Origin of the sequence: Streptomonospora mangrovi, from assembly GCF_027604915.1 — a bacterium.
Taxonomy (GTDB): Bacteria; Actinomycetota; Actinomycetes; order Streptosporangiales; family Streptosporangiaceae; genus Streptomonospora; species Streptomonospora mangrovi.
The window spans coordinates 1-12598 of the sequence record NZ_JAJAQC010000025.1; the positions used below are offsets into that span (position 1 = coordinate 1).

A 12598-nucleotide genomic window follows, 5' to 3' on the forward strand; every position below is an offset into this window, starting at 1 on the left:
ACGGGTTGTTCGCGCGAAGGCAGGACGTGGTCGTCCAGATGGACGTAGAGTGCGGTCAGAAGGGCGTCAAGGTTGGTCGTCACACACCGATCCTCGACGCCCTTCGCCATGTCCGCAGGAGATTCAGGAAACCCCCATCAACGATCTAGGTCTCCGCGCGCCGCCGGGGCCGCGCGCGGGGTCCTCCGCCGAACCTCCGCGCGCCGCCGCCGGCCCGCACGCGGACCTGCGCGGTCACCCACTGCGACCGGTCCACCGCGTTTCGCGGTCGCGGTCGCGGGTAGTCCGGCCGCGACCCATCGCGAACGGGGCGCTCCCCGGCGCGCCGGCGGCCCCCGCCGCGCCCCCGACGCGGCCCGCACGCGCCCGGCCGGCCGGCCCCGCACCGGCCTTCCGGGCCGCCGGCCCCCCGAGGAGCAGCGCATGGCCCCACCCCCGCCCCGGGAGCACCCCGCCGGAGCCGCCCGCACCGGCACCGCCGCCCGCCGCCTGCCCCGCCCCGGCGGGGCGGCCGTGGCGGCGGGCGCGCTGCTGTGGCTGGCCCAGCCGCTCTACCTGGCGGCCGAGGCCGTCACGGCGGGCCGCTTCGCCGCGCCCTACTCCTTCCTCGACAACGCCATCAGCGACCTCGGCGCCACCTCGTGCACGCGGGTGGAGTACGCCCACGGGCCGGTGCCGGTGTGCTCGCCGTGGAGCGCGGTGATGAACACCGCGTTCATCGTGCTGGGCCTGGCCCTGGCGGTGGGCGCGCCGCTGCTGGCCGCCCGGCTGCCGCGCGACCGCGCCGCCAAGGCGGCGGTGGCGCTGTGGATTCTGGCCGGGCTGAGCGCCATCGGCAGCGGCGTGTTCCCGCTGGACCGCGCGCCGGCGGCGCACACGGTGGCCTCCCTGCCGGTGTTCGTGGCCCAGCCGTGCGCGCTCATCACCACCGGCGTGGCGCTGCGCCGCCACCGGCGGCTGCTGGGCTGGTCCACCATCGCCGTGGGCGCGGTGTGCGTTGCGGGCACCGCCGTGTTCGCCGCCCGGGTGGACGTCGAGCACTTCAGCGGCCTGTTCGAGCGCCTGGCGCTGTGGCCGGGCCATCTGTGGGCGGCGGTGCTGGCGGTGGCGCTGCTGCGGTGGCGCCCGCCGGCGGCCGCGCGCTGAGGGGACGGCCGAGCGGGGCCGCGCCCCGGGCGCGGCCCCGCCGCCCTCACGACACCGTGTCGGTCAGCCCCAGTTCCTGGGCCACGATCGCGGCCTGCACCCGGCTGCGCAGGTTGAGCTTGCTCAGGATCCGGGCGACGTGGGTCTTGGCGGTGGTGTGGGCCACGCGCATGCGCGCGGCGATCTGGGTGTTGGACATCCCGCGCCCCAGGTAGGCCAGCACCTGCTGCTCGCGCGGGGTGAGCGCGTCGGCCTCCCAGCCCACCGAGATCGACCGCGCCGAGAACGTCCGGATCAGCTTGGTCGCCACCACCGGCGCGAGCACGCCCTCGCCCCGGTGAACCGAGCGCACGGACTCCACCAGGCGCTCGGGCTCGACGTCCTTGAGCAGGAACCCGTGGCAGCCGGCGCGCAGCGCGCCGAACACGTACTCGTCGTGGGCGAAGTTGGTCAGCATGAGCACCTTGGTCAGGTCGCAGATGCGGCGCGTGGCGGAGATGCCGTCCATGCGGGGCATGCGCACGTCCATCAGCACCACGTCGGGCCGCAGCTCCCGTGCCATCGCCACGGCCTCGGCACCGTCGACGGCGCTGCCGACCACCTCGATGTCCTGGGCGTAGTGGTCGAGTATGAGTGCGAACCCGGTTCTGACGGCCGCTTCGTCGTCGGTCAGGACCACTCGGATCGTCATGGGTGTCTCCATCCGGCAGGTGTGCGAGAGCGGGCAGGGCCGGGGCGCGGCGCGCCCCTCGACGGGCGGCCGCGCGGACGCCGGGGGTAGGGGCGCCGCGCGGCCCGGCGGCGGCCGTCGGGCCGCCGCGGCCTCACGGGTCCCCGGTGGCGTCCTGCTCCTCGACCGCCGCCAGCAGCCCGGCGAGGGTCGGATGGTCCTGTACGAGGGTGAGGGGCAGGCGGCGCCCGGACGCCTCTTGCAGGCGCTCGCGGAACTCCGCCGCCATGAGCGAGTCCATGCCCAGGTCGAGCAGGTCGTCGTGGGGGCCGATCGGCCGGGCGGCGCGCAGCGTCTCGCGCGCCAGGGCCTCGGCGGTCTCGGCCAGCGAGGCGGCGCGGGCGGGGCCGGCGCCGGCGGGGGAGGCGGCCGGGGGCGGTGCCGGGGGCCGCGCTGCGGGCGGCGCGGCGCCGCCGGGGGCCGGTGGGCGCGGCGCGAACCAGTGGCGGGTGCGCTGGAAGGGGTAGGTCGGCAGCGCGGCCGGGCGGCGGTGCGCCCGGTGGTCGGCCTGCACCGCGTGCCAGTCCAGCCCGACCCCGCGCACGTAGAGGGCGGCCAGCGCCGCCAGCAGGCTCCGCCACTCGCCGCCGGGGCCGATCCCCGCCAGGACGGCCGGCGCGCCGGTGTGGGCCGGTGCGCCGGGCGGCGCCTCGGCCGGGCCGACCTCCACGACCACGGCGTCCTCGGCGCCCTCGGCGGGCGCGGTGGGGGAGTCGGGCGGCGCGGCGCCGGCCAGCAGCGCGGCGGCCACCCCGGGCACGTCCAGGTCGCCCGCCGCGCAGGCGGCGGCCCAACGGCCCGCGCCGCGGCCTGCGCCCGCCGCCAGCGGCACTCCCCAGGAGCGCCACAGCTCCCACAGGCCGTACTCCACGGCGAACTGCGCGAACTCCGCGAGCGCGGGGCCGCCCGGCGGGGCCGCGCCGCCGGCGAGGTCGGCCGGGGCCACCGGCGCGCCGCCCGCCTCGGTCCACGCCTGGGCGCACCGCGCCACGGCGGCGGCGAACGTGGGGCTGGTGGCGAGGAGTTCGCCGCCGGCCCCCGGGTAGGGGATGGCGCCGGTGAAGCGGGCGACGGCCGTCGGCGCCGCCGACCGCCGCACGACCCCGTGCTCGCCGGCGCCGCCGTCGAGCCAGTCGGCCAGCCGGCCGGCCAGTTCGGCGTGGTCGGCGGCCGGCAGGCACAGCCGGTGCGCGAAGTGGGCGCGGCCGGTGGCGGCCGTGTGGCAGAGGTCGCCCAGGGGCGAGGGATCCTCGGCGGTCTGCAGTTCGCGCAGGTGGCGCCGCGCCAGGTCGCGCAGGGCCGCCGCGCTCTTGGCCGACAGCGCCAGCACGTGGCACGGCCGGTCGGGGTGCTTCGGCGCGGGCGCGGGCGCCGGCGGCGCCTCGCCCAGCACGATGTGGCAGTTGGTGCCGCCGAACCCGAAGGAGTCGACCCCCGCCACGCGCGGGCCGGCCGGCCAGGGCCGGGACGTGGCGCACACCCGCCAGGGCGCGTCGTCCCAGGCGATGTGCGGGTCGGGGGTGCGGAAGGTGGGGGTGCCCGGCAGCGTGCCCGCGCGCATCGCCAGCAGCACCTTGATCAGCCCGCCGACCCCGGCGGCGGCCTCCATGTGCCCGACGTTGGCCTTGGCCGAGCCCACCGGCAGCGGCTCCGCGCGCCCGGCGAACACCGCCGACAGCGCCGCCGCCTCGATCCGGTCGCCCAGCGCGGTGCCGGTGGCCTGGGCCTCCACGTAGCCCACCGCGTCGGGCGCCACCCCGGCGTCGGCCAGCGCGGCGCGGATGACCGCCCGCTGGCCGGCGCCGTGCGGCACCGTCAGCCCGGCCCGGCGGCCGTCCTGGGCCACGGCCGAGCCCAGCACCACCCCCAGCACGGGGTCGCCGTCGCGGCGGGCGTCGGCCAGCCGCTTGAGCACCAGCACCCCGCAGCCCTCGGCGCGGCCGTAGCCGTCGGCGGCGGCGTCGAACGGCTTGCACCGCCCGTCGGGGGCGAGCATGCCGGCGGCGGTGAGGCCGGCGTGCTCGTGCGGGGTGATGATGCGGTTCACCCCGCCGGCCAGGGCCAGGTCGCACTCCCCGGTGCGCAGCGCGCCCACCGCCAGGTGCACGGCCACCGCCGAGGAGGAGCACGCGGTGTCCACCGACAGGCTCGGCCCGCAGAGGCCGAGGAAATAGGACAGCCGGCCGCTGGCGGTGCTGGCGGTGGCTCCGCTGGCGAAGTACTCGTCCACCGCGCCCGCCCCCTGGGCGGCGGCGGCCTCGCGGTAGTCGCTGTTGCCGATCCCGACGTAGACGCCGGTGCGCGCGGGCAGGTCGGTCGGCGCGCGCCCGGCGCTCTCCACCGCCTCCCAGGCGACCTCCAGCAGCAGCCGGTGCTGGGGGTCCACGCGCGCCGCCTCGCGCGGGGCGATCTGGAAGAACTCGGCGTCGAAGTCGGCCAGGCCGCCGACGAACCCGCCGCGCGCGGGGGCGCGCACCCCGCGCTCGGCCAGGGCGCGGGGGTCCCACCGGTCGGCGGGGACCTCGCCGGTGGCGTCGCGGCCGCGCTCCAGCAGCCGCCAGAACGCGCGGGGGTCCTCGGCGCCGGGGAAGCGGCAGCCCATGCCGACCACGGCCACGGGTTCGCGGCTCCGGCGCAGGGCGGCGACCTCGGCCTCCAGTTCCTCGATGCGGGCCAGCGACCGCTCGAACAGGGCGTCGTAGGAGTCCATGGGCTCAGTCATCGCAGCCCAGCCCAACCCCCAGCTTGGCGGCGAGCCGCCGCGCGGCGTCGCCCCCGCCGGCCCCTGCGGCTCCGGCGCGGGCGTCCGCCCCGGCGGCGGAGGCGGCCGGTACGGCGGGTGCGGGTCCGTCCGCGCCGACGACCTCGGCGAGGTGGGCGGCGAGGTCGTCCAGCGTGGGGTGGTCGTAGGCCAGGGTGAGGTCGAGCCGGCGGCCCAGCTTGCGCTGGACCCGGTTGCGCAGCTCGATGGAGGCCACCGAGTCCAGGCCCAGCGACACGAACCCCTGCGCGGGGTCGATGTCCTCGGCCACGCCCAGCACCAGCGACAGCTCGCGCCGCAGGTGGTCGGCCAGCAGCCGCCGGCGCTCCCGGGGCGGCGCGGCGGCGACGTCCCACACCGGTGCGCCGCCCGGTCCGGGCTCCTCGCGCGGGGGCCGCGCCAGCTCGCTGAGCAGCCGGGGCACCGCGCCCTCGGCGGCGGCGCGCACGGCCCAGTCCGCCCGCAGGACCGCCACGGCGGCGTCCTCGGGCGGGGCGGCCAGCAGGTGCGCCAGCGCCGCCAGCGCGTCGTCGGGCTCCATCGGGTACTCGCCGTGGCGGGCGGCCTTGGCGGTGTCCTCGGCCCGCGCGCTCATCCCGTCCCCCGCCCAGGAGCCCCACTGGACGGCCAGCGCGGGCACGCCCTCGGCGCGCAGCCGCGCGGCCAGGGCGTCCAGGTAGGCGTTGGCGGCGGCGTAGTTGGCCTGGCCCGGGGTGCCCAGCACCGCCGACACCGACGAGTACAGCACCAGGAAGTCCAGGTCGCGTCCGCCCAGGTGGCGGGCCAGGTGCCAGGCGCCCGCCGCCTTGGGCGCCATCGCCCGCCGGAACCGCTCGGGGGTCAGCTCGGTCAGGGCGCCGTCGTCGAGCACGCCGGCCAGGTGGGCGACACCCGCCAGCGGCGGCAGATCGGGGTCGCCGTCGACGGCGGCCAGCAGCGCGGCCGCCGCGCGCGGGTCGGCGACGTCGGCTCGGCGCACCACGACGCGGGCGCCGGCCGCCGCCAGGTCCGCCAGCGCCGCGCGCGCCTGCGCGCCGGGTGCGGAGCGTCCAACCAGCACGAGGTGGCGGGCGCCGCGCTCCACCAGGAAGCGGGCCAGGCGCAGGCCGAGCCCGCCCAGGCCGCCGGTGACCAGGTAGGCGGCAACGGCGCGCACGCGCGGTGCCGCGCCGGTGCGCGCCGGCGGCGCGGCCACCAGGCGGGCGGCGTGGCGGGCGCCGCCGCGCAGCGCCGTCCACGGCTCGCCGGGGCCGCCCGCCCGGGCCGCCGCCGCGAGTTCGGCGGCCAGCCGCGCGAGCTGGTCGGCGGTGTCCAGGGCGGGGTCGAGGTCGACGGCGCCCAGGGCGAGGTCGTCGTGCTCGGTGGCGGCCACCCGCAGCACGCCCCACGCCGCCGCCTGGGCGGGGACGGCCGCGGGCGCGGCGTCCACGGCGTGGGCGCCCCGGGTGACCAGGACCAGCGGCGGGGGCTGGCCGGGGGCGCGTGCCAGCGCGCGCACCAGCGCCGCCACCGCCACCGCGTGTTCGGCCGCCGCCTCGGGCGATCCGGCGGCGGTTCCGGCGAGCGCGGCGGGCCGGGCGTCGACCACCAGGTCGGCGCCGGCGAGCGCGCCGGGGTCGGGCGCGGGGCTGCCGGTCACCACGGTGCAGCGGGCGCCGCGCTCGCCGGCCGCTGCGCGCAGGCCGGCGCCCAGGTCGGCGTCGGCCAGCACCACCCAGTGCGTGCCGGGGGCGCCGCCGTCGGGGGTGAGGGGCAGCGGGCGCCACACCGTGCGGTGCAGCCACGCCCGCCAGGGCTCCTCGGCCGAGCCGATCATGGTGCGGCGCTCGGCCCGCTTGAGCACGATCCCGGTCAGCTCCACCAGCAGGCGGCCGTCGGGCGCCATCAGGCGGGCGTCGCCCAGCAGGGTCTCGGGCGCCTCGGCGCCCGCCGGCACCGGGCGGATCCGCGCGGCGCAGCGGACCTCCCCGCGCAGCGGCGCCCACGCCCGCAGCCGCTCCACACCGGCCGGCACGTAGGTGCGGTGCCCGTGCTCGGCGGGGTAGGCCACCGTCAGGGCGAGGAACAGCGCCTCCAGCAGCACCGGGTGGGCGTGGTAGCGCCCGGTCTCGCCGCCGATGGCCTCGGGCGCGGCGATCTCGGAGCGCGCGGCCAGGTCGGCGCGCCACAGCCGGCGGGTGGCGTGGAAGCTGGGCCCCAGGTCGATGGAGCGCGCGCGCTCGCCCGCGTAGATCACCTCCGGGTCGGCCTCGGCGCCCGGCCCGGCTGCGGCGGCCGGCCACGCCTCCCCGGCCTCGGGCGCGGGCGCGGCGCCGGCGCCCTGGGTGTGCAGCCGCGTGGAGAAGTGGTGGGTCCAGGGGGTGCCCGGCGCGGCGCCGGCCGGGCGGGAGTACACCCGCAGCGCCCGCGTGCCCGCCTCCTCGGCGGCGACGAGGGTCTGCACGGTGCGCGGCGCGCCGTCGGCGAAGTCCATGGCGCGGTGGATCACGGTGTCGGCGAGTTCCCGGCCGCGCCCGTCACCTAGGAGCGCGCCGGCCGCCGCCAGGGAGATCTCCATGAACGCCACGCCCGGCAGCACCACCGTGTCGAACACCCGGTGGTCGGCCAGCCACGGCAGCGTGCCCGGCCCCACCACCGCCTCGAACCGCGCCTCGTCGCTGCCGGCGAGGTCGATCCGGGCGCCCAGCAGGGGGTGGGCGGCGGGGTCGGGGGCGGGTGTGCGGGCGCCGCGCGGCGGCGGGTCGATCCAGTGCCGCACCGCCCGCCAGGGATAGGTGGGCAGTTCGACGCGGCGGCGGGTGCCCGGCGGGTGCAGCGCCGACCAGTCGATGTCGCGGCCGGCGCCGTAGAGGTCGGCGACCGCGCCGAGGAACCGCTCCCGCTCGCCCCGGGGGTGCATGCTGGCCGTGCGTACTTCCGTGCCGGGCGCCTCGGCGCCGGTCTCGGCGGCCAGCAGCGGCAGCAGGCTGGGCCGCCCCGACAGCTCCACATAGCAGGCGCAGCCCAGCCGCCGCAGCGCGGCCAGCCCGGCGGCGAAGCGCACCGGCTCGCGGGTGTGGCGCACCCAGTACTCGGGGGTGGCGATCTCGGCGCCGACGCGCTCGCCGGTGACGTTGGAGACGATCGGCAGGCGCGGCGCGGAGTAGGCGACCGTGGCGGCGGCCTCGGCGAACTCCGCCAGCATCGGCTCCATCATGGGGGAGTGGAAGGCGTGGGAGACCGCCAGCGGCGACTGGCGCACGCCGCGCTCGCGCAGGGCCGCGCACACGCGCTCCACGGCCGCCGGCGGCCCCGACACCACGGTGGAGCGCGCCCCGTTGAGGGCGGCCACGGCCACCGCGCCGCCCTCGGCGGCCACCAGCGGCGCCACCACGTCCTCACCGGCCAGTACCGCCGCCATGCGCCCGCGCGGCAGCGCCGCCATCAGCCGGGCGCGGGCGGTGACCAGCCGCGCGGCGTCGGCGAGCGGGAACACCCCCGCCACGCAGGCGGCGGTGTACTCGCCGAGGCTGTGGCCCAGCACCGCGTCGGGCTCCATCCCCAGCGCCGCCCAGGCGCGGGCCAGGGCGTACTCCACGGCGAACACCGCCGGCTGGGCCCACCCGGTGTCGGTGAGCCGGTCGCCCTCGGCGAAGAGGACGTCCAGCAGCGGTTCGGGCAGGTGCGGGTCCATCAGCGCGGCGCACTCCTCCAGGGCCGCGCGGAAGGCGGGCAGGCTCGCGTGCAACTCCCGACCCATCCCGGCGTAGTGCGAGCCCTGCCCGCCGAAGAGGAACGCGGTGGCGCCGGGCGGGGCGGGCGCGGCGCCGGCGGCGTCGGCCGCGCGGCGCAGCCGCTCGGCGGCCTCGGCGGGCGTACCGGCGACCACGGCCAGCCGGTGCTCGAAGTGGCGGCGCCCGGTGGCGGCGGTGGCCGCCGCGTCGGCGAGGTCGGTGCCGGGCCGCGCGGCCAGGTGGTCGGCGTGGCGCCGCGCCAGGTCGGCCAGCGCGTCGGGGGTGCGGGCGCTCAGCGGCAGCACCTGCGGTCCGGCGTCCGCGCCGGCGGCGGGGCGCGCGGGCGGCGGGGGCGCCTCCTCCAGCACCACGTGGCAGTTGGTGCCGCCCATGCCGAACGAGCTGACCCCGGCCCGGCGCGGGACGGCGCCGGCGGGCCAGTCCAACACCTCGGTGTTGACGTAAAAGGGGCTTGAGGCGAAGTCGATCGCCGGGTTGGTCCGCTCCAGGTGCAGGGTGGGCGGGACCGTGCCGTGGCGCAGCGCCAGCACGGCCTTGATGAACCCGGCGATCCCGGCGGCCTCGTCCAGGTGCCCGATGTTGGACTTCACCGACCCCACCGCGCACCGCCCGGCGCCCTCGGGGCGGCCGCCGGCCCGCGCGAACGCCTCGGTCAGCGCGGCGATCTCGATGGGGTCGCCCACCTGGGTGCCGGTGCCGTGGGCCTCGACGTAGCCGACCGTGGCGGGGTCCACGCGCGCCGCGCGCAGCGCCCGCTCCACGACCTCGGCCTGGCGCTCGACGCTGGGCGCGGTGAACCCGACCTTGTCGGCGCCGTCGTTGTTGACCGCCGAGCCCCGGATGACGGCGTGGATGTGGTCGCCGTCGGCGATCGCGTCGGCCAGCCGCTTGAGCAGCACCACCCCGCAGCCGCTGCCGAACAGGGTGCCCTGGGCGGCGGCGTCGAAGGGGCGGCAGTGCCCGTCGCGGGAGCGGATCATGCCGTCCTCGTAGAGGTAGCCGGTGGCCTGGGGCACCGGGACGGACACCCCGCCGGCCAGCGCGGCGTCGCACTCGCCGGCGGCCAGGCTGCGGCACGCCTGGTGCACGGCCACCAGCGAGGTCGAGCACGCGGTCTGCACGTTCACGCTCGGCCCGGTCAGGCCGAGCTTGTAGGACACGCGGGTGGCCAGGTAGCTGCGGTCGTTGCCCAGCTTCAACTGGAACTGGCGCAGGTCGGCCTCGGTCAACGGGCCGCGCGCGGGGAACCCCTCGGCGGGCGCGACGTTGTTGAGCAGGTAGGTGCTCATGGCCGAGCCCGCGAACACCCCCACGGCGGCCGAGGAGCCGGCGCCGGGCACGTACCCGGCGTTCTCGCACGCCTCCCACGCGCACTGGAGGAGCAGCCGCTGCTGGGGGTCCATGGTGGCGGCCTCGCGCGCGCCGATCCCGAAGAACGCGGCGTCGAACAGCTCCACGCCGGGGATCACCGGCGCGGCCGGCACGTAGTCGGGGTGCCCGGCGAGGTCGGGGTCGGGCTGGTCGAGTTCGCCCTCGGCGAACCGGGTGACCGACTCGGTTCCGGCGACCAGGTTGGCCCAGAACTCCTCGGGGCCGGACGCGCCGGGGAAGCGCAGCGCCATCCCGATGACCGCCACGGCGTCCCCGCCGGCGGTGCCGCCCGCGTCCGCGCCGGGCGCCGCGCCGTGGGGACGCGGCCCGCCGGCCGCCGCCGGCGTGCCGCCGCCGCTGACGCGGCGGGCCAGCGCGCGGATCGTGGGGGTGCGGAAGACGTCGACCACCGACAGCTCCACCCCCAGCCGCTCGGCGACCGCCCGGCGCAGCTCCACCACGTGCGCCGAGGTCCCCCCGGCGTCGAACAGGTTGTCCTCCACCCCGACCTCGTCGAGGTCCAGAATCTCCCGCCACAGCCCGGCCAGCACCCGCTCGGCCTCGGAGGCGGGCGGCAGCGCGGCGGTGTCCAGCAGTCGCTCCCGCGCGGTGGGCTCGGGCAGCCGGCGCCGGTCCTTCTTGCCGCTGGAGGTCAGCGGCAGCGCCGCCAGCTCCTCATACCCCGTGGGCCGCAGCGCGCGGGGCAGCCGCTCGGCGGTGTGCCGGTGCAGCCGCCGCGCCAGGTCCCCGTCCGCGCCGGCGCGCGGCACCACGTAGGCCACGAGCCGTTCGCGCCCGGCGGGGCCGCGCGCGGCGACCGCCGCCTCGGCCACGTCGGGGTGCTCCAGCAGCGCGGCCTCGACCTCGCCCGGCTCCACGCGCACGCCGTTGACCTTGATCTGGTCGTCGGCGCGGCCCAGGATCTCCAGCACGCCGCCGGGGCCGACGCGCGCGAGGTCGCCGGTGCGGTACAGGCGGCCCGTGCCGCCCGGCCCGGTGACGAACCGCTCGCGGGTGAGGTCGGGCCGGTTGACGTAGCCCGGCGACACCCCGGCGCCGCCGATGTACAGCTCGCCCTCGCGCCCGTCGGGCACCGGGCGCAGGTCGGCGTCCAGCACGTGGACGGCGACGTTGTCGATGGGCCGCCCGGCCGGCACGTCGGCCGGCCACGCCGCCGCCGGCGGCTCCAGGGTGTGCACGGCGGCGTCCTGGAACTCCGTGGCGCCGTAGTGGTTGTGCAGGCGCGCGCCGGTGCGGGTGAACAGCTCCCGCAGCGCCGGGGTGATCCGCAGCCGCTCGCCGGTGGTGACGACCTCGCGCACGGCCAGCTCCAGCGGGCGCTCGCCAAACGCCTCGGCGAACCGGGTGAGCGGGGTGACCGGCAGGAACAGCCGCTCCACGGGGTGCTCGGCCACGAAGCGGACCAGGGCGAACGGGTCGCGCCGCACCGCGTCGTCGGCGACCACCAGGGTGCCGCCGAAGCACAGCGTCGAGAAGATCTCGTGCACGGAGAAGTCGAAGCTGACCGCGCAGAACTGGAGCGTGGGCAGCGCGCAGGTGCCCGGCCGGGTGCGGTCGTGCCAGTTCAGCAGGTTGGCCAGCGCCCGGTGGGTCATGGCCGCCCCCTTGGGCGCGCCGGTGGAGCCCGAGGTGAACAGCACGTAGGCGGGGGCGTCGGGGTCGGCGGGCGCCGCCGGCGCGGGGGCGGCGGCGTCCGTCGGATCGGCGTCGGGCCGCACCAGGCGCAGCGGCCGGCCGCCGGGCGCGGCGGCCTCGGGGTCGTCGGTGACCAGCACGCCCATGCCGGCCTCGGCGGCGATGTGGCCGAACCGCTCCTCGGGGTCGCCGGGGTCCACGGGCACATAGGCCGCGCCGGTCTTGAGCACGGCGACCATGGAGGCGATCATCGCCGGGCCGCGCCCGGTGCGGATCCCCACCAGGCTCCCGGGGCCGGCGCCGGCCGCGCGCAGCCGCGCGGCCACGGCGTCGGCGTGCCGGTCCAGCTCGCGGTAGGTCACCGAGCGCGGGCCGTGCACCACGGCGACGGCCTCGGGCGCGGCGGCCGCGCGGTGCTCGAAGATGCGGTGCAGTTCCAGCGCGGGCAGACGGTCCAGCGGGTCGACCGCACCGGCCTGGGGGCTCACGCCGACACCTCCTGGCCGTCGTGGGCGGGTGCGTCGGCCGGCGCGTCGGCCGGGCCCGGCGGCAGGGCCAGCGAGGGCAGCCCCACACCGCCCAGCGCGGTGCGCAGGCCCAACTGGAAGCGGGTGGTGGAGCCGGTGTCACGCATCAGCGAACTGATCTCGCGGCGCACCGTGCGGTCGGTGACGTTGAGGCGCTTGGCGATCGCGGCGTCGGTGAGCCCCCGGGCCAGGCACAGCAGCACGGCCGAGCGGCGCTCGGTGGGCCGGGCGGGCGAGCCGCGCCGGGCGCCGCACCAGGCGAGTTCGAAGAACCCCTTGGCGGTGCGCACGTCGTCGGAGTCGGTGGTGATCCACGCCCGGCCGCGGTGGTGCCCCGACGCCGGCGCGATGAAGGCGGCGCGGCGGTCGCCGATGGCCAGCCAGATGGGGGAGGCCGCGAGCTGGCGGACCTCGGTGGCGGGCGGCCACGCGGGCGCCGAGGCCCCGTTGCCGCCGCCCACGCAGGCGATGCGGCAGGAGGCGGGGCCGTCCGGGGCCGCCCGGCGGTCGCCGCGCGCGGTGGCCATCACCAGCCCGGTGACCCACTGCCAGGGCACGATCGCCGAGAAGTCCTTGGTGAAGGTCGAGGCGAACCTCAGCAGTTCGCCGTAGGCGGGCTGGGAGGGGGTGGTGGCCCGCCAGGTGGGGTGCGTAGACGCGGTTCTGCGCATGG

At 78.8% G+C, this 12598-nt stretch carries 5 protein-coding genes; 1 reads left to right on the forward strand and 4 read right to left on the reverse strand.

Going from position 1 to position 12598, the window contains the following annotated elements; all coding sequences use genetic code 11:
- The first annotated feature begins 423 nt into the window (after window positions 1–423).
- Entirely contained in the window at window positions 424–1146 is a 723-nt protein-coding gene (locus tag LG943_RS15080; protein WP_270072918.1) for a DUF998 domain-containing protein, read from the forward strand.
- Between the two features lie 46 nt (window positions 1147–1192).
- Here the strand turns inward: LG943_RS15080 and LG943_RS15085 are convergent, their stop codons facing one another.
- The 4 genes from LG943_RS15085 to LG943_RS15100 all read right to left on the reverse strand — a co-directional run bounded on the left by LG943_RS15085 (window position 1193) and on the right by LG943_RS15100 (window position 12596).
- A complete protein-coding gene (locus tag LG943_RS15085) occupies window positions 1193–1837 on the reverse strand; it encodes a response regulator (protein WP_270072919.1) in 645 nt (214 codons plus the stop codon).
- Between the two features lie 133 nt (window positions 1838–1970).
- On the reverse strand, window positions 1971–4598 hold the full coding sequence (locus tag LG943_RS15090; protein WP_270072920.1) for a type I polyketide synthase: 2628 nt from the start codon (window positions 4596–4598) through the stop codon (window positions 1971–1973).
- Complete coding sequence (locus LG943_RS15095; RefSeq protein ID WP_270072921.1) at window positions 4591–11886, reverse strand: polyketide synthase; 7296 nt, start codon at window positions 11884–11886, stop codon at window positions 4591–4593. The genes LG943_RS15090 and LG943_RS15095 overlap by 8 nt, the downstream gene beginning before the upstream one ends.
- Window positions 11883–12596 carry a helix-turn-helix transcriptional regulator gene (locus LG943_RS15100; RefSeq protein WP_270072922.1) on the reverse strand — a complete coding sequence of 238 codons (714 nt, stop codon included), beginning with the start codon at window positions 12594–12596 and terminating at the stop codon, window positions 11883–11885. The genes LG943_RS15095 and LG943_RS15100 overlap by 4 nt, the downstream gene beginning before the upstream one ends.
- Window positions 12597–12598: the final 2 nt, after the last annotated feature.

Coding starts and splice junctions, on each gene's coding strand:
- LG943_RS15085 (WP_270072919.1), bottom strand. CDS start 1,837: ATGACGATCCGAGTGGTCCTGACCGACGACGAAGCGGCCGTCAGAACC.
- LG943_RS15090 (WP_270072920.1), bottom strand. CDS start 4,598: ATGACTGAGCCCATGGACTCCTACGACGCCCTGTTCGAGCGGTCGCTG.
- LG943_RS15080 (WP_270072918.1), top strand. CDS start 424: ATGGCCCCACCCCCGCCCCGGGAGCACCCCGCCGGAGCCGCCCGCACC.
- LG943_RS15100 (WP_270072922.1), bottom strand. CDS start 12,596: ATGCGCAGAACCGCGTCTACGCACCCCACCTGGCGGGCCACCACCCCC.